Source organism: Bifidobacterium criceti (assembly GCF_002286935.1).
GTDB classification, from domain to species: domain Bacteria; phylum Actinomycetota; class Actinomycetes; order Actinomycetales; family Bifidobacteriaceae; genus Bifidobacterium; species Bifidobacterium criceti.
Map to the genome: position 1 here is coordinate 48,914 of NZ_MVOH01000001.1, position 26,125 is coordinate 75,038.

The window sequence follows — 26,125 nt, forward strand, 5'->3', positions numbered from 1 at the left end:
TCAGTCGATGAACGACGCGGGGCCTTCGTGGGCCGGTCCGCCGCCGTCGCGGCTGCTGTCGTGCGCGTCGATCGACGGTCCGTCGTGTGGTTTGCGGTGCGCGGGGCGTTTCGAATCCTCCGTCCCCGCCGTATGTGCGTGCACGTCGTGCGCCGCCGTGTTCGCGCCGCCGTCCGCCGTGTTCTGCGTGTGCAGATGGCCGTCGTCGTCGAGGAACAGGAATCCATGGTGGCCGTCGGTGCGCCTGTGCGCGCGTTTTGTGAGACGGTGCGTGCGCTGCAGTTCGTTGTTGAGCTGTCCGACCGTGTCGGTGAGCCGCAGGATTTCGGCGCGCATGAGGCGGATGTCCGCAGAATTGTATTCATTGTCCGATTGTGCGTGGGTGCCGGTGACCGCCGCGCTGTCCTTCGTGATGTTGCGCGCGCCGCCGTTGACTTGGTCGATGATCCACGACGAGATCATCGCGCTCACGATGCCGATCAACGCGATGCCGGTGAGCATGAGCGCGACCGCGATGCAGCGTCCGGTGAGTGTGACCGGGTAGACGTCGCCGTAGCCGACCGTCGTCACCGTGACGAACGCCCACCACAGTGAGAGCGGGAACGTCGTGATCGTCGCGCCTGGGGCGAGGTGCTCGGCCGAGTATTCGGCGAGCGCGGCGACATAGATGAGCAGTGTGATCGCGCTTGTCGCATAGACGGTGATGCGGCCGCGTGTCGCAGCGCCCGCGCTGCGGTTGAAGATGTGCAGCATCGGGATGAGCCGCAGCAGGCGCAGTGGTTGGAAGACCGGCAGCGCGAGCGTGAGCAGGAGCGGCAGGTTCTTGCGGAACCATGTCCATTTGTGTTTGGCGAGGATGAACGAGACGACGTAATCGAGTCCATACGTGATCCAGACGATATTGATCGCGATGAAGCACGCGTGCAGATGCGTCTGCACGAGGATCTGCCAGGAGTACGCGAACAGGAACACCGCCGACAATATGAAGAGCGGTATGTTGGATATGCGTTCCCATTTCTCAAGCGTCATATCGTCGATTGTACGGAGGAGGCGGCCGCGGTGTGGTGTCCTGCGGGGCGAATGTTGCGCAGGACGAAAACGGCCGGCCGTGCGTGTCGCGGATATCGGGGCGCGACATACGGGGATGGTTGAGCGGATATCTGTGTGGACATCGTGGAGACATGCGCGGCGCGCGTGTCGCATTGCCAAGTTCGGGGGAACGTGTATAGTGTGGAACAGCTTGACGAGGAGCGATTCCCGTCGGGCAACGTTGAAGTTTGTTGCCGCGTCGAAGTCGACGGCTGCAGATGGACACGCCACAAGTAATCCCCTCACAACGGATCGTTCGGCACGTACCTGCCGATGAAAGGATGAATAATGGCAGAAGTCATTTTCGATCATGTCACTCGTATCTACCCGGGCAATGACAAGCCGTCGGTGGATGACCTCAATCTTGATATCAAGGATGGCGAGTTCCTCGTGCTCGTCGGCCCTTCCGGCTGCGGCAAGTCGACGACGCTGCGCATGCTCGCGGGCCTCGAGGAGGTCAACAAGGGCCGCATCCTCATCGGTGGCAAGGACGTCACCACGATGCAGCCGAAGGACCGCGATATCGCAATGGTGTTCCAGAACTACGCGCTGTACCCGCACATGACCGTCGCGGACAACATGGGCTTCGCGCTCAAGATCGCAGGCACCCCGAAGGAGGAGATCCGCAAGCGCGTCGAGAAGGCCGCTGAGATCCTCGACCTCACCGAGTTCCTCGACCGCAAGCCGAAGGCCCTCTCCGGTGGTCAGCGCCAGCGTGTCGCGATGGGCCGCGCAATCGTCCGTGAGCCGAAGGTCTTCCTCATGGATGAGCCGCTCTCGAACCTCGATGCGAAGCTCCGCGTGCAGACCCGTACGCAGATCGCGGCGCTCCAGCGCCAGCTCGGCGTCACGACGCTCTATGTCACCCACGACCAGACCGAGGCGCTGACGATGGGCGACCGCATCGCCGTCATCAAGCTCGGCATCCTGCAGCAGGTCGGTGCCCCGACCGAGCTGTACGACCGTCCGGCGAACGTCTTCGTCGCGGGCTTCATCGGCTCCCCGTCGATGAACATCAACACGCACCCGGTCGTCAACGGCAAGGCGAAGATCGGCCAGGACACGATGGACCTGCCGAAGGAAGCGCTCGACAAGCTCACGCCGGAGGACAACAACGAGATCGTCGTCGGCTTCCGTCCGGAAGACGCGTCGCTCGCTGGCCCGGATGACACGAACGCGTTCTCGCTCAAGGTCGTCAACGTCGAGGATCTCGGCTCCGACGGCTACATCTACGGCAACATCATCACGGACGACTCGGTGGCCGCCGAGCAAATCTCGATGATGTCCGACCAGAACAAGCTCACGACGATCCGTGTGAACCCGCGTGTGCTCCCGAAGGTCGGCGACGTCGTCAAGATCAAGGTCAACCCGGCGAAGATGCACCTCTTCGCCCCGTCGACCGAGCTGCGCATCAACTGATGCAGGCTTGGCGAAAGCCCTGACATATCGATTATGCATGGAACCCCGCAGCATCATCTGCGGGGTTTCCTGTATCCGCGGGCGTATCCGTGGATGGCATCCGGCGAACGATGAACGGCAATGAGGTAGAGTGGCGACTATGAGCTTATATGACAATCCGCAGTTGGACCCACGCGCGTTGAAGGCGACGTCCGTGAAGGCCGAGGACCCGGCCACACCATCCGACGAGCCGCCATCGCTCAAGATCACGTCCGCGAGCGCGGATCCGAAGATGTTCACACTGCCATGGGAGCAGCCGCTCTCCACATGGCCGAAGGACATCCTCGTCAACCTGCCGCGAGGCATCTCCCGTCACATCGTGCGTTTCGTGCGCGTCGGCGACGAGGTCTACGCGATGAAGGAGATCACACGCGCCGTCGCGGAACGCGAATACGAACTGTTGCGGCAGCTGCAGAAACTGAATCTGCCGACCGTGCAGCCGATCGCCGTCGTCACGGGACGCCATGACGAGCATGGTGATCCGCTCGAAGCGATCCTCGTGACGAAGCATCTGCGGTTCTCGCTGCCGTACCGTGCGCTTTTCGCGCGCACATTGCGCCCGGACACGGCGGAACGCCTCATCGACGCGCTCGCCGTGCTCATGGTTCGGCTGCACCTTGCTGGTTTCTATTGGGGTGATGTGTCGCTTTCGAACGTCCTGTTCCTCAAGGACGCGGACGCGTTCTCCGCGTTCCTCGTCGATGCCGAGACGGGCGATCTGCAGGTCGAGTTGACGCAGGGGCAGCGTGAATACGACATCGATCTTGCGCGTACGAACATCATCGGTGAATTGATGGATTTGAGTTCCGGCGAACTGCTGCCGCCCGGCGTCGACGAGATCGAGGTCGGCAACCGTCTCGTCGACCGGTACCATTCGCTGTGGAGTGCGCTCACGGACACGGACAAGTTCAATCCGAACGAGATGTGGAAGATCGAGAAACGTGTCAACCGCCTCAATGAACTTGGTTTCGACGTCGACGAACTCGAGGTGACGACGACCGAGGATGGCAAACGTGTGCTTGTGCGTCCGCGCGTCGTCGACGCCGGCTATGCGAACCGCAAACTGCTGCGTCTCACAGGTCTTGATGTGCAGGAGAACCAGGCGCGCCGCCTGCTCAACGACCTCGACGCGTACCGCGCGTCGACGTGGCGCGACGGCGAGGACCTTGAGATCGTCGCGACCGATTGGATGCGTGAGGTCTTCGAGCCGACCGTGCGCATGATCCCGCCCGAATACCGTTCGCAGATCGAACCTGCGCAGTTCTTCCACGAAGTGCTCGACCACCGTTGGTTCATGGCGGAGAAGGCCGGCCATGACGTGCCGATGGCCGACGCCGTGCAAAGCTATGTGAACGACATCCTGCCGAAGCAGATGATGGACGCGAAGACCGTCGACGATCTCAACGCCGAAGCAGATTCCGGTGTCATCGACGATGAATCGACATATGATGACGCGTCCTCGCAGCCGCACGATGACCATGAGGACGACGACTACAATCCGGAGTTCGACCAGGACGCCGCGGTCTGGTCGCATTGATGGTCGCCCCGCGGCGGTGAATCGGTGCAGAAACAGCCGTTCTGCACCGATTCACCGCCACGGGGCGACGTAGCGTAGCGTAGCGCGAAAACGCTGGTGGCCGTTGCCGTGATGGTGTGCGGCTGCTTACTGCGCGGCGGCTTCGCGGCGCGCACGGTCGGCCGCGTACATCGCGATGCCGGCGGCGACGGACGCGTTGAGCGATTCGACGGCGTTCGTCATCGGGATGCCTGCAATGCAGTCGCACGCCTCACGCGTGAGCCTGCTCAGGCCCTTGCCTTCCGAACCGAGCACAATGACGAGCGGATCGGTTTCGAAGCCGGTCTCGCCGACGAGCTTGCTTCCGCCGCCGTCAAGGCCGACGCTGTAGTAGCCGCGCTCCTTGAGCGCCTCGATTGCCTTCGTCAGGTTGACGACGCGTGCGACCGGCATATGGGCGGCGGCGCCCGCCGAGACCTTCCACGCGGTCGCGTTGACGGACGCGGAACGGCGCTCCGGCAGAATCACACCGTTCGCGCCGAACGCGGCGGCCGAGCGGATGACGGCGCCGAGGTTCTGTGGATCGGTTATACCGTCGAGCGCGATGAAGAGCGGACGTGCGGCGATCTGCGCGGCCTTCGAGTTCGCGGCTTCCATCGCGCGCGCCTTGCGCTCGGCGCGTTCGGCGAGTTCGATGAGCGACGAGTACTGGAACGGCTGCGCCTTCATGATGACGCCCTGATGGTGGTCGGAGCGCGCGATGCGGTCCATTTCGAGACGGTCCGCCTCAAGCAGGTTGAGGCCATGCTGGCCGGCGAGACGGATGATCTCGCGCGTGCGATCATCAGGTTCGATGCGCGCGGCCACATAGAGCGTGCTCGCGGGCACGCCGACGCGCAGCGCCTCGAGGACGGCGTTGCGGCCGATGACGAGGTCGTCGGAATCGCTCGCGAATTTGGCCGCGCGGCGGCGTGCGGCGAGACGCGGATCGGAACGCTGGCGCTTCTCCGCCTGCTTCCTCGCCTTGTATGCCTTGTGATAGACGCGATCCTCGGCTTTGGGCGTCGGGCCCTTGCCGCGCAACGCGTTGCGGTGTTTACCGCCCGACCCCTTGGTCGGGCCTTTCTTCGTAACCATGGGCACAATTATGACAGCGCCCCGCGCCAAACGCCCACCCGCATCGCACACCATATGAGGTGGCGTCCCCGCCGTCCGTCCTGCGCGGAACACACGTAATCAGCTACGAGGTAAACCCCACTATGGAATAATGGCAGACGTATGCGGCGCCATGCCAATATGGCGCCGGAAATAACCGCGCAGCCCGGCCTGTTGTGCCCAGCCTCCGGTTCACCCAACCGGGGCCGGGACTTCGCGCCTGACTGACTACTCCGCGGCTGACCGAGGAGAATAACCTATGGATGATCGCATCATTGATCCATCCGCGCTTTCCAATGAACCACATGTGGAACCCGAGGATGCTCAGGAGACCCGGGAGGTGAAGGCGCAGGAGGCATTGCTGCGAGATGTCGATCCGTCGCTCGTCGATGCCGGCCAGGTCGCGGCGACCTTGGACGTGGACCCGCGCACCGGCCTGAGCACGGACGAAGCCAAACGCCGACTTGAGAAATTCGGCCCCAACGAACTCGCGAGCGCACCCCCTGTACCGAAATGGAAGAAGTTCCTGCAGCAGTTCCAAGACCCGCTCGTCTATCTGCTGCTCGCAGCCACCGCCATCTCGCTCGTCGCGTGGATCATCGAGAAGGTGAACGCCGCGCCGGGCGCCGAAGGCGAGGCCCTGCCATTCGACTCCATCGTCATCGTGCTGATCCTCATCGTCAACGCGATTCTCGGCTACATGCAGGAGGCGAAGGCGGAGGAGGCCGTCAACGCGCTGTCCGAAATGACCGCGCCCACGTCGAACGTGCTGCGCAACGGGCGCGTCGAACGCATCAACACGACCGACATCGTGCCTGGTGACATCCTCGTGCTCGGCGAAGGCGACACCGTGCCCGCTGATGGCCGACTGCTCGCCGCGGCGAGCCTGCGCATCGCCGAGGCCTCGCTCACCGGCGAATCGGTGCCGGTGAGCAAGAAGCCCGCCACGCTCGACAGCGCGAAGGCGCTTGGCGACCGTTCGAACATGGTGTTCAACGGCACATCTGTGACGCAGGGCACCGGCCGCGCCATCGTGACCGGCACCGGCATGAACACGCAGGTCGGCAAGATCGCCGACCTGCTCCAGTCCACCGAAGACGAGGCGACGCCGCTGCAGAAGGAGATGAACCACGTCTCGAAGATCCTCGGCATCGCCGTGTGCATCATCGCCGTCGTCGTGCTGATCGCGCTCGCGGTCCTCGAAGGCTTCCACAGCGTGCACGACGTGATCGATTCGCTTCTGCTCGCCGTGTCGCTCGCCGTCGCGGCCGTGCCGGAAGGCCTTGCCGCGATCCTGACTGTCGTGCTCGCGCTTGGCGTGCAGCGCATGGCCGCGCACCACGCGATTGTCAAGAAGCTGCATTCGGTGGAGACGCTCGGTTCCGCTTCGGTGATCTGCTCCGACAAGACTGGTACGCTCACGCGAAACGAGATGACCGTCGAACGCGTGGTCGTGCCGTCGGGTGAAGTCGAACTGACTGGCACCGGCTATGCGCCGGAAGGCGACATGGTTGCCATCGATGGCTCCGCAGTCCCCGAGAACATCGCGAACGAAGTCCTTGCCACGCTCGGTGCGGGCACACTCGCGAACGACGGCGAACTGCGCGAGGGCGACAAGCCCGGCACATGGGAGATCGTCGGCGATCCGACCGAGGTCTCGCTCGTCGTCGCCGCCCGCAAGACGCATGCGGACAAGAAGTACGAGCACTTCGACCGCGTCGCCGAGATTCCGTTCACATCCGAACGCAAGCGCATGTCCGTCATCACGCGCAACGCGACCGACGCCGGCAAGCTCACCGTGTTCGCGAAGGGCGCGCCGGACGTGCTGCTCAGCTACTGCGACCGCATCTATGTGAACGGCGCGGTCCGCCCGCTCACCGAAGGCGACCGCCAGGACATCCTTGGCACTGTCGAACGCCTGTCGCGTGAGGCGTACCGTACGCTCGGCGAGGCCTACCGCCCGCTTGAGACCGATTCGCTCGCGCAGGTGCCGGGCATCCGCACGAACTCCGCCGGTGAGATCTCCGATATCTCCGAACAGGCCGAGGCGATCGAACAGCACCTCATCTGGAACGGCATGGTCGGCATCATCGATCCGCCGCGCACCGAAGTGCGCGATGCGGTCGCCGAAGCGCACCGCGCGGGCATCCGCACGGTCATGATCACGGGCGACCACCCGCTCACCGCCGCCCGCATTGCCTCCGACCTGGGTATCATCGCGAAGGACGGCAAGGCGCTCACCGGCGACGAGCTCGATACGATGGACGAGCAGCAGCTCGACAAGGCAACGAGCGAAGTCTCCGTGTATGCGCGTGTGGCCCCGGAGCACAAGCTCAAGATCGTCGAATCGCTGCAGCGCCAAGGCAACATCGCCGCGATGACGGGTGACGGCGTCAACGACGCCCCGGCCGTCAAGTCCGCGGACATCGGCGTGGCTATGGGCATCACCGGCACCGAGGTGACGAAGCAGTCGGCGAAGATGATCCTCGCCGACGACAACTTCTCGACAATCGTCGCCGCCGTGCGCGAAGGCCGCGGCATATTCGACAACATCCGCAAGTTCCTGCGCTACCTGCTCAGCTCGAACGTCGGCGAAGTCTTCACCGTGTTCTTCGGCGTCGTCTTCGCCGGCTGGCTCGGCATCAAGAACCCGGCGTCCGTCGGCGTCACCGTGCCGCTCCTCGCGACACAGCTGCTGTGGATTAACCTGCTGACCGACGCGGCACCGGCGCTCGCGATGGGCGTCGACCCGATGACCGAGGACGTCATGAACCGCAAGCCACGCAAGCTGACCGACCGTGTCATCGACGGCGCGATGTGGGGCGACATCATCTACATCGGCATCATCATGGCCATCGTCACGCTCATCGGCATGGACATGCATCTGACGGGTGGCCTGTTCACCGACCGTTCCGTCGACGCGATGGGCCACGACGCGCAGATGGTCGAAGCGCGCACGATGGGCTTCACGATCCTCGTGTTCGCACAGCTGTTCAACGCGATCGCGTCGCGTTCGCATCTGCAGAGCGCGTTCGTCGGCCTGTTCTCGAACAAGTGGCTGTGGGGCGCAATCGGCCTGTCGATTGTGCTGCAGCTGCTCGTCATCTATGTGCCGTTCCTCAACACAGCGTTCGGCACGACGCCGCTGCCGCCGATGGCATGGCTCGAATGCATCGGCCTCGCGTTCTTCGTGCTCGTCGCTTCGGAGGTCCGCAAGATCTTCCTGCGCATGCGCGCGAAGTGACGCACAGTCCACGCTGACATGACACGAGGGGTCGGCGATCCGCATTGGATCGCCGACCCCTCACGTTGTTGCGGATACCGTCTTTTCGCAGTGCGGTACGTTACGGTGCCTCCCACCATACCGCACTGCGAAAAGACGTCACATGAGTCCGGACGTGATGTCATGGCCGAGGAGCCATTCGCGCAGGTCGGCGAACTCCTCGAGGCTCACCGCATGGTCGAGGCCCCGGTATTCGTGCGCCGTGAGCCACGTGTACTCCTCAAGCCACGCGAGCGTTTCGTAGATGTCGTATTTCGGCACGACCGTGTCCGCGGAACCATATCCATAGAACGTCGGGATGTTGAGGTCGAGGAGCCGCGCATCGGCCGGATGCGTATGCGGCACGACGCCCGGCGCGAGGAAGCCGGACAGGCTTATCGCCGCACGGTAGCGTTCCGGATGCACGCGCAACAGTTGGATCGCGAGCATGCCCCCTTGCGAGAACCCGATCGGCACGACGGGTCGTTCGGGCGCGACATGCGTGGCGACCCAGTCGTCGATCGCGCTCGCGGCGGCGAACGCGTCATGATCGAGGTCCTCGCCGACCGGGATCGCGTCATGCAGCCACGAGTACGCGCCGCCCTGCATCGGTGACGCCTCCTGCAGCACAAGCGGCGCGCGCAGCGACACGTAATCGTTGTAAGGGGCGACGTAGCGCATCATGCCGGCAAGGTCGTCCTCGTTCGATCCCCAGCCGTGCAGGCACAACATGAGCGGACGGCCTGCGGCGCCCGTCGCGTCGTCGCGCGAACTCAGCGCGGTCGTGACGGTGAGTGGATCGCCGAAATGGCCCGGGACGACGTTCGACCGGCGGCCGGTCGGGACGCCGTGGTTCTCGGATGCATGAGTCATACCGCCAATATACGCATCGGTGTCCGGATGTGCGAAGGAAATCAGCCTGTCGCTGCATCGGCGCCCGACGCGCGAGGCTGCGTCGCCGTACGCAATTACACTTGGGTCGAGAATGCCCATGCGCGTGCGCCGCCGTGGTGCGAGTTGTGATTCGTCATGAAGGAGATGCCCGTAAGATGCTGCTGTCTGACCGCGATATCCTCGCCGCGCAGGCCGAGGGCCATATCTCGCTCGATCCGTGGACGCCCGAGATGGTGCAGCCCGCATCGGTCGATGTGCGTCTCGACCGTTTCTTCCGCCTGTTCAACAACCACGCCTACACCTATGTAGATCCGGCGGAGAACCAGGGCGAGCTCACCGAGCAGTTCGAAGTGCGGCCTGACGAGCCGTGGATCCTGCACCCGGGCGAATTCGCGCTCGGCTCGACATGGGAGTACGTCAAGCTTGACCCGACACTCGCCGCGCGCCTCGAAGGCAAGAGCTCGCTCGGCCGCCTCGGCATCCTGACGCATTCGACGGCCGGGTTCATCGACCCCGGGTTCGAAGGCCATATCACGCTTGAGTTGTCGAACGTTTCGACGTTGCCCGTCAAGCTGTGGCCGGGCATGAAGATCGGCCAGATGTGCTTCTTCCAGCTGAGTTCGCCCGCCGAACACCCCTACGGTTCGGCGACGACCGGCTCCCATTACCAAGGACAGCGCGGCCCGACGCCGTCGCGTTCCTATGTGAATTTTTACCGCGCGCAAATCACCGATTAGTGGTCGGCGCCACGGCCATTCCGGTCCGCGCGCTGCGTGCATCCGTGATTGACCGTGTTTAATGAAGAGAGGCGAACGAGCAATGGCGAACAACGCCGATTCCTCCAATTCCGATCTGCAGTTCCCATCCGAGCCGTCCGGTGACGTCGACGGCAATCTGCAGCCGATTGATGAACGCGTCGACAGCGCCGCGCTCCAGTTCCCATCCTTCGATGACACGCCGAGACCGGCGACCGAAAAGCCGATGGTGCCGAAATCGGCACCATCGACATCGTCGCCGACGCCATCGGCGCCCAACGACCACCGCGAACCGCCCGCGCCGCCTACAAGCGCGCGGCATACATCTGATGAGACGACGACGATGCCGACGTTCACGCTCGCGAACTCGGGCATCGCGGCTCCCGCGCAGTCCTCGGCCCCGACGCAGGCGATGCCGGCGATGCCATCGCAGGACGACGCCGCATCCGATGATTTCAACGTGCCGGTATGGGGCGCCGCGGAAGGCAGCGCCGCCGCCGCGGACGATGAGGAGACGGAACTGTTCCCGCCCGCGCCGACGCTGGCGTCAATCAACACACATACATACGCCGCGCACACCGACGACACATCCGTCGACGAGGCGCGCACGGCGACGCTCCCACCGATCGACCCATCCGACGGCACGCGCGTCCTCGGCAGGACGGCGTCCTCCTATACGAACGCCGTCATCGAAACAGGCGGCGCACAGCCACCCGCGGCCTTCGAACCGCTTGAGGACGTCTCCGACGAGGACGATGGCGCAGACACCGGCGACGGCGGCGAAGGCCGCCACAGCCGCAACGGCGGCGGGAACCACAAGCGCAGGAACATCATCATCGCCGTCATCGCCGCAATCGTCGTCGTCGCACTCATCACCGTCGGCGTCGTACTGTGGCGGCGCAACACATCGGCGAACGCGAAAGACGCGGCGCTCACGGCATGCGGACGTTCGCAACAGGTCGTGCGGTCGGCATCGGCATTGCTCGACAAGGAAGTGAAGGCGGACACCGAGCTCGCCTCGACTCCGCAGGACGCCGTCGCCGACGGCGCGACGCTCACGGCGCTCAACGATGCGATGCAGCAGGCGACGTCGTTGCAGAAGGACGTGCAGGACATCGACGCGGCGTGCGCGGCGACGCTCGCACCGAGCGCGCTCGAACAGGCCGCGAAACGCCTCGATGAACAGGGCGTGCAGATCGAGGACGCGACGAAGGCGCTCAAGGACGCAGCCGCCGCCGTCAACGCGTCGAAGACCACGAAGACGCAGACGGACGGCATCAAGAAGACGCTGCAATCGGCGATCGACGACGCGCAGACGCTCTACGACGAATCCGCGGGCCTCGTACAGGACGAGGCGACACGCGAGGCGCTCCTCGCCGCGATCAATGACGCGAAGAAAACGGCGAACGACGCGAACCTCACCCAGGAAGCGGCGGACAAGGCACGCGAAGCGCTCACCACGGCGAGTGACACCGTGCGCGCATCCGAGGACGCACTCACGCAGGCGAACGCGGCCGCCGAAGCACAACGCCAGCAGGAACTGCTCCAGCAGCAGCAGAACGCGGCGAACGGCACACAGAACGGACTCGACGGCACAGGCGCCGGCACCGGTGTGAACGGCGACGGCACAGGCGTGAACGGAACCACCGGCGACACCGGTGTGAACGGTGGTGTGACAGGCGACACCGGTGTGAACGGCGGCGCGAACGGAGGCGCGACAACCCCGAACGATGCCGGCGCAACCGGCGTCCAGCAGTAGACGGTACGTCAGAAGTTCGCGTCGGCGGCGACGCTCATCACATACACGTTCTTGCGCAGCTGTTTCGCCTGCGCGCGCGTGATGTCGCCGTTCTCGACCATGTCCTGGATGACGCCGAGCTCGATGCCGAAGCTTTCGCGCTTGACGTCGTCGATCCTCGTCGACATCGACGCCGAATTACGCATGTTCGGACGTGATTTGAGCGACGCCTCCGCGCGGCGGTAGTCGAGCAGCAACGCGGACACCGCCTCGGTGCTGTACGTCGTGTTCGTCATCTCCGCGTACAGGCGGTCGATGACATGGTCGATCGCGTCGGTCTGCAGGGCGCGCATGCTGATATAGACGTCGTCCTCGCTGAACAGCGGCGTCGAACGGCGTATCTTGTTCGCCGCGCGCCGCGAGACGTTCGCCGTACGCCGCTGCAGCAGATGGATACGGCCGCGCACGCGCCACGCGATGCGCGACGAGTCGTGTTCGGTGTAGGTGTGCCGCAGTGTCGTCATGATCTGGTCGAGGAGACGTTCGCATGTCTCGATTTCGATCGCGCGGTCGTGTTCGCTCAATGTGGGGTTGATACGCGCTTCGGCGAGACGGAGTTTGACGTAGTCCTTCTCCCATTCGAGCGCCGCGATCTGCAGTTCGCCGCGTTCGTCGGACGCCGTGTCGCCGAGCCGTTTCTTGAGTCGTGTGATGCGCTGCGTATACGAATTGATGACCGCCATGACGGGCGCGCGGTTCTCATCGGTCGTCAGTTCCGCGAGTTCCTCGACGGTGCGTCGCAGCACCTCGATCGACGCTTCGGTGATCTCACGTGTCTCCGATGCCGATTTGTTCGGTGCGATGACCGGCAGCAGGAAGTTCGCGAGCAGCAGCGTGACGATGATGACGCCGCCGGCGATGAAGATGAGTTCGTCGCGCATCGGGAACCATTCGCCGTTCGCGAGCGTATAGGGGATCGTGAACATCAAGGACAGTGTGATTGTGCCTTTTGCGCCGCCGAAGGTCATGACGGCCGCCGAACGCCAGCGTTCGGGCGTCATGCGGCGGCGTTCGTGCGAATCCTCGGCGCGTGTGAGGCGCAGCATCGCCGACACCCATACGAAGCGCAACCCGACGATGACGGCCGAGACGCACAGGATGACCGCGAGGAGCGTCCAGTTGCTCACGGCCGGGTTGTCCCAGCTCGCGCGCATTGCGCCGGGCAGCAGCAGGCCGAGCAGGATGAACACGGCGCCGTTGAGCGAGAACGAGAACACCGACCATACGCTCGATGCGACGATGTTCGTGCGTGCGACGTTCGGGCCGATGCCGGTGCGGTCGAAGCGCATCGTCAGGCCTGCGGCGACGACGGCGAGGATGCCGGAGACGTGCGCCATCTCGGCGCCGATGTACAGCAGGAACGGCAGGAACAATTCGAGCAGGATGCGCGACGTCGTCGTCTCCCAGCCGAGTTGGCGGGATGTTTCGAACAGCCAGTTCGCGACGAGGCCGATGATGAGCCCGAACAACGCGCCACCGAAGAACGAGACGACGAATTCGCCGACGGCCTCGGTCACGCGGAACTGTCCCGTCACGGCCGCCGTGATCGCGAACTGGAACCCGACGATGCCCGACGCGTCATTGAACAGCGATTCGCCTTTGAGGACGCCCACCTGGCGTTGCGAAAGCGCCGCCTCATGGCTCAGCGAACTCACGGCGACGGCGTCGGTCGGTCCGAGCGCGGCGCCGAGCGCGAGCGCCGCGGCGAGCGTGAACATCGGCCATATCGCGTGCAATGTGAAGCCCACGACGATCATGATCGCAATCGCGAGCCCGACGGCGAGCGACAGGGAGAGCTTCAACGATTTGAGCAGTTGGCTTTTGTTGATCTCGTGCGCTTCGAGGTACAGCAGCGGCGCGATGAAGAGCACCATGAACAGTTCCGGGTCGAGTTCGGTCGTCGGCACGAACGCGAGCTGTGACATGAGCACGCCGAGCGCGATCTGCACGAGCGGTGTCGAGATGCGTGGAATGAACCTGCTGAGGAACGACGAGAGCAGCACCGCGGCGAGGACGCCTAGGATCAGTTCGAAAACGGCCACGTCGGTCCTCCTTGCCAGTTCGCGGATAGGTCGCACGACAATCCCACCAAAGCGCTTGTGAGGGGGAGTCTCCAGCATAGCAAGCCGCGCGTTACGATGGTGCGACGGTGCCGGCATGCCGTCACGTTCCGTATCATGAGTGTGGGATGGCTGAGGATGATATGGACATGGCCGCGTAAGGAGTCGAAATGACCGCACCGATGGACAACGCGCTCACGCGCGTATGGATGCGCGCCGCGCTCGCGCTCGCCGACGAGGCCGCGCAGGGCGGGGATGTGCCCGTCGGCGCGATCGTGCTTGACGCGCACGGTGCCATCGTCGGACGTGGCCGCAATATGCGCGAGCGCGACGCCGATCCGCTCGCGCACGCCGAGATCCTCGCGATGCGTGAGGCGGCCGCCGCGCGCGGTGATTGGAACCTCGACGACTGTACGCTCGTCGTGACGCTCGAACCGTGCCCGATGTGCGCGGGCGCATGCCTGCAGACGCATATCGGACGCATTGTGTTCGGCGCGTGGGATGCGAAGCTTGGCGCATGCGGTTCGGTGTGGGACATCCCACGCGACCCCCACGTCGGACACGTCCCCGAGATCGTCGGCGGTGTGCTGGAGCGCGCGTGCGCCGGACGCCTCGCCGCGTTCTTCCGGACACGGCGCGCGTCATAGTCGATTTTCTTGCGCGCTTCGCCGCACACACCGAACGCTGTCAAGGAATGCGCGATTGCCTACGATGGTCGTGAGACATGCACCAACCATTGCAATGACGCATCCGAAAGGGGAAGGCGGCACTATGACGACGATCAACGATTTCCACACGACGACGAGCGGCGGCGACGGGGTCCGCATCGTCTACCTCGAGGAGCGCGACGCGCGCAGTGCGTGCGCGCTCGCGTTCGTCGGCGACGAACTGCCGCGCATCGTGCATTGGGGGCGTCCACTCGACGACCCGCGTACGCTCGCCTCGGCCGTCGATGCGCTGCGTCCGCAGCGCGTCTCGGGTGCGCTCGATGAGACGGCGTGGCCGAGTGTACTGCCGACGCAGGCGGAGGCGTGGACGGGCGCGCCGCGCTTCGTCGTGCGTGCCGAAGGCGTCGAACTGTACTGCCGGTTCACCGTGACCGGCATCCACATTGATGACGATGGTGTGAGTGTCGACGCCGAGGACGGCGAACAGGGTGTTCATATCGTTTGGCGTTGCGAGATGCGCGCAAGCGGCCTCGTGCGCCAGCGCACGACGGTCGCGAACAGGCGCGCGCAGGCGCTTGAGATCGGCCGTGTCGAACTCACGTTCCCGGTCCCGGCGGACATGACCGAACTGTTGACGACGACGGGCCACCATCTGCGCGAACGCTCGCCCCAACGCCAGCCGTTCACGATCGGACGTTTCGAGAAGGCGAGCCTCGTCGGACGCCCCGATTTCGACGCGACGCTCTTGCTCAACGCCGGCCGTCCCGGATTCGGCTTCACGCACGGCGACGTCTACGCCGTGCACGTCGCATGGAGCGGCAATACATGCACGACCGCGGAACGCCTGCCGTACACGTCCGGGCTCATCGGCGGCGGCGAGGCGCTCGCGGGCGGCGAGATGACGCTCCCCGCATATGACGGCGGCGCGGAAGACGGCACGGAAGACGACGCACACATGTACACGACGCCGTGGCTCTACGGTTCGTACGGTGAAGGGCTCAACGAGGTCGCCTCACGCTTCCATGACGAACTGCGCGCGACACACGCGCACTGGCGTGCAGCGCACGGCGTCGCCGACAAGCCGCGCCCGGTCATCCTCAACACATGGGAGGCCGTCTATTTCGACCACGATTTCGATACGCTCAAAGCACTCGCGGACAAGGCCGCCGCGAGCGGCGTCGAACGGTTCGTCGTCGATGACGGCTGGTTCGGCGACCGACGCGGTGACGACGCGGGGCTCGGCGATTGGTGGATCTCGCAGGACGTGTGGCCCGACGGTGACCGTTCGCTCAAGGCGCTCGCCGACTATGTGCATGCTAAGGGCATGGAGTTCGGCCTGTGGTTCGAGCCCGAGATGGTCAATCCGGATTCGCGCATGTACCGCGAGCATCCCGACTGGGTGCTGCGTCCGACGGCGCACCGCCTGCCGATGCAGGGGCGCAACCAGCAGGTCGTCGACCTGACGAACCCGGACGCCTATGCGTATGTGTACGGATGCATCGACGCGCTCGTCGCCGAACTCGGCATCGACTACATCAAATGGGACCACAACAAATTCGTGACGGAGGCGGTTTCGCCGCGCACCGGACGCCCGGCCGTCCACGGCCAGACGCTCGCCGTCTACCGCATGTTCGACGACCTCAAGGACGCGCATCCGGGGCTTGAGATCGAAAGCTGCTCGTCGGGCGGCGGCCGCGTCGACCTCGCGATCCTGTCGCGCGCAGACCGCATCTGGGCGTCAGATTGCGTCGACCCGGTCGAACGCGCCGACATCCAGCGGTATACGTCGCTCCTCGTGCCGCCGGAGATGATCGGCGAGCATGTCGGCGCGAGCCCGGCGCATTCGACACACCGCGCGACGAGCCAGGAGATGCGCATGGCGATGGCGTTCTTCGGGCACCTCGGCATCGAATGGAACCTGCTCAAGGAGCCGCAGGGGGCGCTTGACGAACTCGGCGTCTGGGTAGACGCCTACAAGCGGCACCGCGATGATTTCGCGCATGGTTCCGTCGTCCACGGCGACGCCGCCGACCCGGCCGTGCGCGTCGACGGCGTCGTGAGCGCCGACGGTGCGCGCGCCGTCTACCGCTTCACGCAGCTGACGACGTCGCAGACCTATCCGGCCGCGCCCGTGCGGCTTCCGGGGCTCAATCCGGACGCCGACTACCTTGTGCGGCCACTCGCATGCAACCTCGAAAGCGGCGAGCCGTTCACACAGATCGGCAACGGGCAGAGCGCGCTTGGATGGTGGAACCAGGACGGCATCGTCATGACCGGCCGTGCGCTCGACACCTTCGGTGTACGCCCGCCGTCGATCCATCCGGCGAACGCGGTGCTCTTCAGCGTGACGCGCGTGTGAGCGCGGACGCCCGGCTCAACTGATGAACTCGGCGATCGCCCGTGCGGCCGCCGAGTCCGACCATAGCCTCCAGCTGAACTGGGGGATCGTGAACGATACCGGCGCGGCCTGGCTGTGCCGGTACGTGTCGATGCCTTTGCGGATGAATTCGCGGTTCTTCTTCGCGATGAACGAGCTTTCCCCACTGATGAGCACAGTCGTCGGCATCGCGAGGTTCGCGACGGTCGCGACGAGCACGCCGAGGCGGAAGCATGTGCGCTCGCCGAGCCGGCGCGCCTGCGGCGTGTTCGCCTGGAGGTCGCGTGCGAACTCCTCGAACGTCGCGACATGGCCGACGATACCTGAATACTCCTCGGCGATCGAATCGGATGTGAGGCATTGCGAGCAGCCGATATGGCCCGATGAGCAGCGTGGCCCCTGGGGGTCGATGAGCACATGGCCCGCGAGGCCGTAGCTTTTGTCGGGGTTGTCGATCGGATTGCCACAGTCGGATATCGAATAGCCGACGCCCGCACCCATCGTGATGACGGCGAAGCGCGGTACGCCGATCGCGTCACCGAACCAGCATTCGTACAGCAGGATCGAATCGAGGTCGTTGTAGACCTTCGTCGGGATGCCGGTCGCGCGCTGCACGAGCGCACCAAGGTCGACGATGGCGTCCCAATACAGGAACGGTGCGAACGTCACGAAACGGTCGTCGTCGATATGCCCGCCGAGCGACAGCCCAATCGCCGCCGGCCACGGTGCGTCGGGGGATATGACCGCACTGACGATGCGCGCGATCTGCGCGGTGATCGCCTCGGGCGAACGGTTGGTGATCGGCTCGGTCACATCGCCGCCGATCGGACGGCACATCGCGTTGACTTCGGACGCCGTGATCGCGCCGTCGTGGATGTTGACGCCGATGAACGTGTGTTCGTCCTCGCGGATGCGCAGCGCCGTCTGCGGACGCCCGCGCCTGCCGCCCGTATCAGGGGGCGTGATCGCCTCGGGCAGTGTGCCGCCTTGCGCGGAGCCGGCAGGCATCTCCTCGATGACGCCGTCGTAGATGAGATCGCTCGTGATGCGTGAAAGCGCGCCCTGCGACAGGTTGAAGACCTGTGCGAGTGGCGTGCGCGCGATCGGCCCGTATTGCATGATGCCGCGCGCGACGTCATGCGTCGCCTGCGACTTGCTGAACCAGTGCGGGAACGGGAGCGGGTCTGAATTTGTTTCCATGAGTATATAAATATACCTCTTTTCTTGCCCTGTTTTCGGACGCGCGGAACAGTGGGAATGAAAAACGCGCCTCCATAGACTTCAGGGTGTCGGCCGATGTGAAGGAGCAACGGCCGGCGACGAGGAACAGGACAATGGACGAGGGAGTCATCATGAGGTTCGCAACGAACGCCGGACGTTCGGCGCTACGGCGCGCGCTCACAGGAATCGGCGCGGCGGTATGCGCGGTCGCGGTCGGCCTCGGGTCGGCGGCATGCGGCGCCGGCGCGGCAAACGGGCAGGTCACGCTCGATTTCTTCCAGTTCAAGGCCGAGGCCGCGGACTGGTTCAAGCAGGCCGCCGAGGAATTCGAACACGAGAACCCGGACATCAGGATCAATATCAACAATTCCGCGAACGCGCAGACCGATCTGCGCACACGCTTCGTCAAGGACCGTGTACCGGACGTCATCACGTTCAACGGCGACTACAGCTTCGGCATGTTCGCCGCGAGTGGCGTCTTCCATGACTTCACCGACGATCCGATCGTCGACGACCTCAACGAGGGCATGGTCGACATCGCGAAGAACCTTGTATAGACGAACGATCCGACGAAGAAGCGTCTGTACGGGCTGCCGTTCGCCGGCAACGCGTCCGGCTACATCTACAACAAGGACCTCTTCCGCAAGGTCGGGCTCGATCCGGAGCGTCCGCCGCAGACGTGGGACGAGTTCACGGCGATGCTCAAGACGTTCCGTGACGTCGGCATCGACCCAGTCCAGGCGACGCTCGCCGACGCGTGGACGACGCAGGCGCCGCTCGCGTCGCTTGCGGGCACGCTCGTGCCCGAACGCGACTACGCGGAACTCAAGGACGGCGAGACGACGTTCAAGCAGATCTGGACGGAACCGGTCACGAAGGAAATCGAACTGTTCACGTATGCGGACGGGGAGAAGGGCGTCACGTACCAGCAGGGCACGCAGAACTTTGCGAAAGGTTCCGCCGCGATCATCCCCCTCGGTACATACGCGATCCCGCAGATCACGATGATCAACAAGGACATCGACCTCGGTTTCGCGCAGATGCCCGCGTCGAACGACGCCGACGAGCAGATCCTCACGGCGGGCGACGACGTCATGCTGACGATGGGAGCGAACAGCAAGCACAAGGAACAGGCGATGCGGTTCATCAGGTTCCTGATGAGCAAACGGCAGCTTGAGGACTACGCGCGTGCGCAGTCCGCGATCACGCCGCTCAAGGAGACGTATTTCGGCAACCCCGCGCTCGAAACGGTGCGTCCGTTCTTCGAAGACAACCGTGTCGCCGACTTCTGCGACCACTACATCCCGTCGTCGATCAACATCGGCGGCTACCTGCAGTCCGCGATCATGAGCGGCAACGTCAACCAGTTCGTCGATTCGATGCAGAACGAGTGGGACAAGGTGCAGGCCCGCGACTTCCGCGACTGATCATAAGGAAAGGAAGGTTCAGCCATGACTTCGTTGACCAACGCCGATCAGCAGGCGCGCGCGATGGAGGACGTGCTTGCGAACGACATCGACACGCACCACTCGCGCAAACCCGCGAACAAGGCGCCGCGCAAACGCACGTCAGCGTTCTCGGACCGCAAGGTCGACCGCGCATACTATTGGATGGCGGTGCCGGCGGCCGTGATCTTCGCCGTGTTCCTGTATGTGCCGTTCATCCGCGGCATCCTGTATTCGTTCACGAATTCGCAGGGCTACGGCGATTACGATTGGATCGGGATCAAGAACTACATCGCGCTCTTCCATGACGAACGCGTCGGCCACGCCTATCTGTTCACGTTCCTCATCGCGATCGCGATCACCGTGCTCATCAACGTCATCGCGTTGTTCCTCTCGGTCGCGCTCAACGGCAAGATCGCATGCAAGAACGGCTTCCGCGCGATCTACTTCATCCCGTACACGCTCGCCGTGCTCGTCATCGGCTACGTGTTCAAGTACATCTTCATGCAGCCGCTGCCCGCGCTCGGCAAGGCGCTCGGCATTGGTTGGCTGAGCGAATCGCTCCTCACGAGCGAGCGCTACGCGTGGATCCCGATCGTCTTCCTCGCCGTATGGCAGGGCGTCGCCTACTCGGTGCTCATCTACCTCGCGGGACTGCAGACCGTCGACACACAGGTTTACGAAGCGGCCGCGATCGACGGCGTCAACGCGTGGCAGAAGTTCTGGAAGATCACGTTCCCGCTCATCGGATCGTTCTTCACGATCAACCTCGTGCTCACGATGAAGAATGCGCTCGGCACATTCGACCAGGTCGTCGCGCTCACCGACGGCGGACCGAACTCGAAGACGGAAACGGTCACGTACCTCATCTGGAAGGGCGGCCTGACGGGCGGCGAATACGCGTACCAGACGTCGAACGCCGTGCTGTTCTTCATCGTCCTCGCGATCATCGCGTTCATTCAGCTCAAGTTCTTCGGCAGCAAAGAGAAGGTGTGAGACATGACCACCGCAACGACCAACATCCAACCAACCGCCAACCGTCCCGCCGCCGCGGCGCCGTCCGCGGGAGGCGCGCCGACGAAGTTCCGCAAGGACAGGCGCATCAACTGGTGGCTCACCGCCGTCGTCGCCGTCTTCAGCCTGACGATCCTCGTGCCGTTGTACTTCACGGTCGTCACCGCGTTGAAGACGCCTGCGGAAGCGGGCACGTTCAGCCTGCCGACGAGTTGGCAGTGGGGGAACTTCGCGGCCGCGTCCGCGAAGGTCGACTATCCGCGCGCCGCACTCAATTCGGCGATCATCACCGTGCTCGCCGTCTCGCTCACGCTCGTGACGAACACGTTCGTCGCGTATGCGATCGCGCGCAACATGGACAAGCGGTTCTTCCGCTTCCTCTACTACTTCTTCATCGCCGCGATGTTCGTGCCGTTCCCGGTCGTCATGCTGCCGCTCGCGAAGCAGATGGGCTCGTGGCACCTCGACAACCAGATCGGCCTGATCATCCTCTACGTCATCCTCGGTCTCGGTACGAACCTGTTCATCGCGACCGGTTTCATCCGTTCGATCCCGGTGTCGCTTGAGGAGGCCGCGCGCATCGACGGCGCGGGCACATGGCGCATCTTCTGGAAGATCATCTTCCCGCTCATGGGGCCGATCAACGCGACGATCGCGATCATGACGGCGCTGTGGGCGTGGAACGACTTCCTGCTGCCGCTCATCATCCTGACGAACCAGCAGGACCAGACGATCCCGCTCGCGCAGTATGTGTTCAGTTCGCAGTTCGCGACGAACTACCCGCAGGCGTTCGCGAGCTATCTGATGGCGATGGCGCCTGTGCTCATCGTCTACATCTTCGCCCAGAAGTGGGTCGTCGGCGGAGTGATGCGCGGCGCCGTGAAGTAGCGCGGCGGCGATGGTGCCCAGCTTTTCTCATGCGGTTGGCCGCACTCGGGAATCGAGTGCGGCCAACCGTTGTGTTGTGAGATGCATGTGGGATAATCGTTCATGTTGGTTATCGCGGTCACTGACTGATTGGGGAGGCTATGGCATCGGAACATCACGGTGTGGTGTATACGAGACGATGGGTCGTCGATCTGGTTCTTGACATCGCCGGATATGCGCCAGGCAAGGGCATCACTGGGAAAGTCATCGTCGAACCCGCCTGCGGGGCAGGGGCTTTTCTCGTTGCGATAGCCGAAAGGCTGGCGAAGGAACTGACCTCGATGCACGGTGATTGGGATGCATTGCGCAACGCTGTACGCGCTTACGATATCGACGCCGATTCATTGGAGGTTGCGCGCACGGTGACATCGTCGGCACTTGTAAGTGCTGGATGCCCGGAGGGACAGGCGCGCGACCTCGTGGATACGTGGCTTGTGCATGGTGATTTCATACTGGATGATGTGCCGCGCTGTGATTTTGTCGTGGGTAACCCTCCCTATGTTCGTGCGACGGAAATCGACAAGGACAAACGCTCCGAATATGTCAGCAGATTGCGCTCGGTGACGGCAGGTTGCGATCTCTATGTCAGTTTTTTTGATCGTGGTCTGGATATCCTCCGCGATGATGGGGTGTTGTGTTTCATATGCGCGGACCGTTGGCTACAGAACAAGTATGGTGCATTGCTGCGCGCGCGTATGGGGGATGATTGCGATCTCGTCTCGCTTGTTCGCATGCATGGTGTGGACGCGTTTGATGATGCAGTGGATGCATATCCGGCGATAACGACGATTCGTAAGGGACACGTGTCCGCCAAACTCCGTTTCGCGAATTGCAAACCGGATTTCGGTCCCGCTGATGCCGATATGCTGCTCGATTGGCTTCGTGGCAGCGGCACGGCGTTATCGACCGCGCATGTCGAAGCGTTCGAAATCGACAAGCCGACAGGGACGTCGATCTATCCCATTGGCGATCATGAACTCGTTGATTTCGTATCACGGGCGAGCAAGGCATTGCCCAGTCTGGAGCAGGCTGGCGTGCATCTCGGCATCGGGGTCGCCACAGGCTGCGACGATGTGTTCCTCACGCAGGACGCGCATCTTGTCGAATCGGACCGCATGATGCCCCTTTTTTATATGAGGGATTACCGGAAGGGGAATCCGGAACGGCGCAGATGGCTTGTCAACCCTTGGAATGCGGACGGCACGCTCGTTGACTTGGAGGAGTATCCGCGGCTCAAAACGTATTTCATGGGGAACAAGGCGAGGCTCTCCAACCGTCATGTGGCGAAAAAGAACGAGGCGTCCTGGTACCGCACCATTGACAAAGTGAACCCTGACCTGATGGACCGCGACCTCTTGCTGATGCCGGATATGACGGCATACCCAGCCCCGGTCCTCTCGCATGGACTGTATCCGCACCATAATTGCTACTGGTTGACGTCTGACGAATGGGATATGCGGGCGCTTGGTGGGTTGCTCATGGCTGATACGACACGGCGTTTCATCGATGCGTTCGGGGTCAAGATGCGGGGCGGTACCCTGCGCTTCCAAGCACAGTATCTGCGCCTCGTGCATATGCCACAGTATGCGAAGGTGAGTGAAGAGAACCGGGCCGGACTCGCCCGGGCTTTCATGAACAATGACCGAGCGATGGCGACCCATTTCGCCATCGCTGCATATGAGGAGAACATGGGATGAGGGACGATATCAAAAACGCCATTCTTGACATGTATGACAGGGTCGCTCAGGCCCAACAGGCGCAGGCGCTCCGTGGCCATACCGACCAAGGAGGCAGGCGGGGCATCACGTCGGGCACCCATTTGGATGCGATAGCGGCAATCATCAAGCAGGATCTGGTGGCTGGTGGCTTCCAGTCAACCTCCGTGTACGAGCATGGACGTCTATGCACGTTGCCGGGATGGTTCCGCTCCACGAAAAATTGGGACCTTCTGGCATTTGAGGATTCCGCCCTTGTGGCCGCCGTCGAGTTGAAAAGCATCAGCAGTTCTTTTGGCAATAATGCGAACAATAGGGCTGAGGAGTCCATTGGTTCGGCCTTTGACGCGCGTGTGGCGTTTGACAATGACTTGTTTGGCCATGCCAGTATTCCGCCTGTCATGGGATATGTGATGATCATCCGCGATTGTGCTGAGAGTCGCATGGAAAGCAGGGCTTTTCGATCCATGCATTTCCCTATTGACGCAACGTTCTTTCAGACGTCCTACCTTGACCGTTTCAGGATCCTGTGCGAACGATTGCGCCGCCAAAGCCTCTATCAGGCGGTATGGCTCGTATATGCGAATCCTGACACGCGCGAAGTAACCGAACCTTCCTCTGAAATGACCTATGAGAAATTCATCGCCAATATTGTCATGGCGCTACAGGTCCATAGGGCATAGGTGGATCTGACATGAACGGTGAGCGCGAATACAGCGAGCGTGACCAAGAGCTGCTCACCATGATCGGCATGGATGAAGAGCAGGCGCTCGCGGATGAGCGGATGGCCGAATCCGAGACCATTCCCGACGATTTGACAGGCTGCCGCTCATCATCTTGACGAACCAACAGGACCAGACGATCCCGCTCGCGCAGTATGTGTTCAGTTCGCAGTTCGCGACGAACTACCCGCAGGCGTTCGCGAGCTATCTGATGGCTATGGTTCCGCTGCCCCTATACGGTCGGCCGCACTCGAGAACCGAGTGCGGCCGACCACTGTGCAGGACGTTATGCGCCGAAAATCTCCGCATGTGTTCCTGTGCGTAGGAAAATTGCCGTGCCATCTTCGGTCAGCCAAATGGTAAGCCAATCTCCAGCATTACCCACATGACATTCCACAACACCTGCCCAGTTCTTTCCCTGAAGCCTGTGTGCGCGATGCCTGCGGCGTAACGTTTCCTTGGACTCCATTGTGTCTTCAGACACTAATCGAATGACTTCGCGTAATTCGGCGAGGTCCGTGTGCCTACGCTTCAGACGTTTGATGTCACGTTCGAACGCTTTGGTGTAATCGATTTTCAACATCAGATATCCAAGGACTCGAACATCTCGTCGGCGTTGTCGAAACGCGCGGACTTCTTGCTGACGATGGTGCGGGCCTCGTCGAGTGCCTCAACGGTCTCCTGGGGCGCATCAGGATAGGAGAGATTCAGGGGGATCCTATGCTCGCGAACAATCTGCCGGTAGAACGCGCGAGTCACGCTGGAGAGGTCAAGTCCGAAATCCTCTGCGATGTTGGCTGCCTGCTCTTTGGTGCGTGCGTCGACGCGGACGGTCACAGATGACATAGTCATATCGACTCCAATCTCTATCGTAAGACAGTAGTAAGTTTATGTCTTACATCAGTATATCGCAATCGTATACTCCTGCAGACGAGCGCACAATTGAATGGATCGTGGAACCCACGTCGAAATCGCAGGTCCGCTGTCTGTACCAGCACAAGGAGTGGCGGATGCGGTCGACCGCCATATCCGCGCACCATTGTCGTTCGCCATCGGTGACGACTCACTGTACTTGTACAACGCTGCGCGTCACGCGGACATCATCGTCGGGATGCTCCCGCCATGCCTGTTCAACTTCCTGTATGGAAGGGAGCACGATGGGAACGGTGTTCATTCCTACGGTCAAATCTTCAGCGAACAGGGACAATGCACCAATGGATACGGTTCCTTGGTCAGTGTGGATATAGATGCATAGGGTTCGTGTGAGTTCATACTCGTCATCGGGGAACATTATTGTCTCATTGATGATTTCGATGGTTTGCACCGTCCCCAACAATGGGTACTTGTGCGACGTTTGGTTGGTGAAGGGCTCATAGTGGTCATCGTTGGGTATGGTTCGGCAAGTTAGGATTGGCCAATCCTCCGTGGTTCCAAGATAGGCAATGAGTTGCTCCTCGTCAGCGAACTCAATGCGAGAGGCCGACGTTGTCATTGTCGCATATGCAAATGTACGATCGAACTTGTCCAACTTCAAGCATTCCAAAGACACCAGTTGCGTACCGATTGTCTTCTTGAGCATGCCGATCATGGCGTCATTGAAAGATGCATCTACCATAATGTCTCCTGAGTATCCTTGTCCCATTATCTATTCCCTCCCTTTGCCGGTGGGCGAGCTCGATCTGAGAGGGGAAACGCAGCAATGTCACGCCGATCTTCGCGTACGGCGCGAAGATCGGTTCTGGTGCATTGCCGTAGATGATTAGGGTCTTCGGGCTGAGTCTGCCCATGACGTGCGCGAGTCCCTTGATGAATATACGCTGGTTGGTTTGATTCTTCAGGCAGCCGAGCGACCCGATGGAGATGGTTGAGTATCCTCGTGAGGAAGGTCTCTGCATCGTTCGTATTCGATTTCCAAACCTTCACCATCGTTGAGAAGGCAGGTGAGGAGAGTCGTCTCCTCCATGCGCTGATTGCAATCAATAAGTGGCATAATAACCTCGTTGGGGACAGAAAGGACAACACATGAGTAACCTTGTCACGTATCGTGTC

Annotated in this window: 21 protein-coding genes and 2 pseudogenes; 14 read left to right on the forward strand and 9 right to left on the reverse strand. The window is 62.5% G+C overall.

Annotated features, from left to right (window positions below):
- Complete coding sequence (locus B1526_RS00210; protein ID WP_095614130.1) at positions 1 to 1,029, reverse strand: potassium channel family protein; 1,029 nt, start codon at positions 1,027 to 1,029, stop codon at positions 1 to 3.
- 348 nt (positions 1,030 to 1,377) lie between these two features.
- Here B1526_RS00210 and B1526_RS00215 point away from each other — a divergent pair, with 348 nt between their 5' ends.
- Positions 1,378 to 2,508: an ABC transporter ATP-binding protein gene (locus tag B1526_RS00215; protein WP_095614131.1), complete on the forward strand. Its 1,131-nt coding sequence runs from the start codon at positions 1,378 to 1,380 to the stop codon at positions 2,506 to 2,508.
- 139 nt (positions 2,509 to 2,647) lie between these two features.
- Entirely contained in the window at positions 2,648 to 4,084 is a 1,437-nt protein-coding gene (locus B1526_RS00220; RefSeq protein WP_095614132.1) for a DUF4032 domain-containing protein, read from the forward strand.
- Positions 4,085 to 4,210: 126 nt separating this feature from the next.
- Here B1526_RS00220 and rlmB read toward each other — a convergent pair whose 3' ends face one another.
- Positions 4,211 to 5,200, reverse strand: coding sequence for a 23S rRNA (guanosine(2251)-2'-O)-methyltransferase RlmB (gene rlmB / locus B1526_RS00225; RefSeq protein ID WP_095614133.1), 990 nt, complete (start codon positions 5,198 to 5,200; stop codon positions 4,211 to 4,213).
- A 277-nt stretch (positions 5,201 to 5,477) separates the two neighbouring features.
- On the opposite strand from rlmB, the gene B1526_RS00230 reads away from it, so the two are divergent.
- On the forward strand, positions 5,478 to 8,462 hold the full coding sequence (locus tag B1526_RS00230) for a cation-translocating P-type ATPase (protein ID WP_095614134.1): 2,985 nt from the start codon (positions 5,478 to 5,480) through the stop codon (positions 8,460 to 8,462).
- A 138-nt stretch (positions 8,463 to 8,600) separates the two neighbouring features.
- Here B1526_RS00230 and B1526_RS00235 read toward each other — a convergent pair whose 3' ends face one another.
- A complete protein-coding gene (locus B1526_RS00235) occupies positions 8,601 to 9,353 on the reverse strand; it encodes an alpha/beta hydrolase (protein WP_095614156.1) in 753 nt (250 codons plus the stop codon).
- A gap of 176 nt (positions 9,354 to 9,529) precedes the next feature.
- Here B1526_RS00235 and dcd point away from each other — a divergent pair, with 176 nt between their 5' ends.
- Entirely contained in the window at positions 9,530 to 10,111 is a 582-nt protein-coding gene (dcd, locus tag B1526_RS00240) for a dCTP deaminase (RefSeq protein WP_095614135.1), read from the forward strand.
- An 82-nt stretch (positions 10,112 to 10,193) separates the two neighbouring features.
- On the forward strand, positions 10,194 to 11,888 hold the full coding sequence (locus B1526_RS00245; RefSeq protein ID WP_095614136.1) for a cell envelope integrity protein TolA: 1,695 nt from the start codon (positions 10,194 to 10,196) through the stop codon (positions 11,886 to 11,888).
- Positions 11,889 to 11,896: 8 nt separating this feature from the next.
- Here the strand turns inward: B1526_RS00245 and B1526_RS00250 are convergent, their stop codons facing one another.
- Positions 11,897 to 13,969: a cation:proton antiporter gene (locus tag B1526_RS00250; protein ID WP_095614137.1), complete on the reverse strand. Its 2,073-nt coding sequence runs from the start codon at positions 13,967 to 13,969 to the stop codon at positions 11,897 to 11,899.
- A 188-nt stretch (positions 13,970 to 14,157) separates the two neighbouring features.
- Here B1526_RS00250 and tadA point away from each other — a divergent pair, with 188 nt between their 5' ends.
- Positions 14,158 to 14,634 (forward strand): tRNA adenosine(34) deaminase TadA, encoded by a 477-nt coding sequence (tadA, locus tag B1526_RS00255; RefSeq protein ID WP_407640972.1) that lies wholly within the window; start codon positions 14,158 to 14,160, stop codon positions 14,632 to 14,634.
- Between the two features lie 124 nt (positions 14,635 to 14,758).
- The gene (locus B1526_RS00260) at positions 14,759 to 17,014 is read left to right on the forward strand and encodes an alpha-galactosidase (RefSeq protein WP_095614138.1); all 2,256 of its coding nucleotides are present in this window, start codon (positions 14,759 to 14,761) and stop codon (positions 17,012 to 17,014) included.
- A gap of 15 nt (positions 17,015 to 17,029) precedes the next feature.
- On the opposite strand, the gene B1526_RS00265 is transcribed toward B1526_RS00260, so the two are convergent.
- Positions 17,030 to 18,232 (reverse strand): ROK family protein, encoded by a 1,203-nt coding sequence (locus tag B1526_RS00265; RefSeq protein ID WP_095614139.1) that lies wholly within the window; start codon positions 18,230 to 18,232, stop codon positions 17,030 to 17,032.
- Positions 18,233 to 18,384: 152 nt separating this feature from the next.
- Here B1526_RS00265 and B1526_RS00270 point away from each other — a divergent pair.
- From B1526_RS00270 to B1526_RS00295, 7 genes and pseudogenes are all read left to right on the forward strand, one after another.
- Positions 18,385 to 19,680 (forward strand): annotated as a pseudogene (locus B1526_RS00270) (ABC transporter substrate-binding protein).
- Between the two features lie 24 nt (positions 19,681 to 19,704).
- Positions 19,705 to 20,694, forward strand: a complete 990-nt coding sequence (locus B1526_RS00275; protein ID WP_162287906.1) for a carbohydrate ABC transporter permease — start codon at positions 19,705 to 19,707, stop codon at positions 20,692 to 20,694.
- 3 nt (positions 20,695 to 20,697) lie between these two features.
- Positions 20,698 to 21,600: a carbohydrate ABC transporter permease gene (locus tag B1526_RS00280; protein ID WP_162287907.1), complete on the forward strand. Its 903-nt coding sequence runs from the start codon at positions 20,698 to 20,700 to the stop codon at positions 21,598 to 21,600.
- Positions 21,601 to 21,740: 140 nt separating this feature from the next.
- Positions 21,741 to 23,336, forward strand: coding sequence for an Eco57I restriction-modification methylase domain-containing protein (locus B1526_RS00285; protein ID WP_095614140.1), 1,596 nt, complete (start codon positions 21,741 to 21,743; stop codon positions 23,334 to 23,336).
- Positions 23,333 to 24,037, forward strand: coding sequence for a PaeR7I family type II restriction endonuclease (locus B1526_RS00290; protein ID WP_095614141.1), 705 nt, complete (start codon positions 23,333 to 23,335; stop codon positions 24,035 to 24,037). Before B1526_RS00285 ends, B1526_RS00290 begins: the two co-directional genes overlap by 4 nt.
- A gap of 11 nt (positions 24,038 to 24,048) precedes the next feature.
- Positions 24,049 to 24,195, forward strand: a complete 147-nt coding sequence (locus B1526_RS09020; RefSeq protein ID WP_157908645.1) for a hypothetical protein — start codon at positions 24,049 to 24,051, stop codon at positions 24,193 to 24,195.
- Positions 24,177 to 24,305, forward strand: a pseudogene (locus B1526_RS00295) (carbohydrate ABC transporter permease); the annotation flags it as partial. The gene B1526_RS09020 and the pseudogene B1526_RS00295, both read left to right, overlap by 19 nt.
- 57 nt (positions 24,306 to 24,362) lie before the next feature.
- Here the strand turns inward: B1526_RS00295 and B1526_RS00300 are convergent.
- The 4 genes from B1526_RS00300 to B1526_RS09410 form a co-directional block, all read right to left on the reverse strand.
- On the reverse strand, positions 24,363 to 24,659 hold the full coding sequence (locus tag B1526_RS00300) for a type II toxin-antitoxin system RelE/ParE family toxin (RefSeq protein ID WP_095614142.1): 297 nt from the start codon (positions 24,657 to 24,659) through the stop codon (positions 24,363 to 24,365).
- Positions 24,659 to 24,928 (reverse strand): type II toxin-antitoxin system RelB/DinJ family antitoxin, encoded by a 270-nt coding sequence (locus B1526_RS00305; protein WP_095614143.1) that lies wholly within the window; start codon positions 24,926 to 24,928, stop codon positions 24,659 to 24,661. Before B1526_RS00305 ends, B1526_RS00300 begins: the two co-directional genes overlap by 1 nt.
- A 211-nt stretch (positions 24,929 to 25,139) precedes the next feature.
- The gene (locus B1526_RS00310) at positions 25,140 to 25,718 is read right to left on the reverse strand and encodes a hypothetical protein (protein WP_162287901.1); all 579 of its coding nucleotides are present in this window, start codon (positions 25,716 to 25,718) and stop codon (positions 25,140 to 25,142) included.
- Positions 25,669 to 25,971: a DUF4417 domain-containing protein gene (locus B1526_RS09410; RefSeq protein ID WP_095614145.1), complete on the reverse strand. Its 303-nt coding sequence runs from the start codon at positions 25,969 to 25,971 to the stop codon at positions 25,669 to 25,671. Before B1526_RS09410 ends, B1526_RS00310 begins: the two co-directional genes overlap by 50 nt.
- Between the last annotated feature and the right edge of the window lie 154 nt (positions 25,972 to 26,125).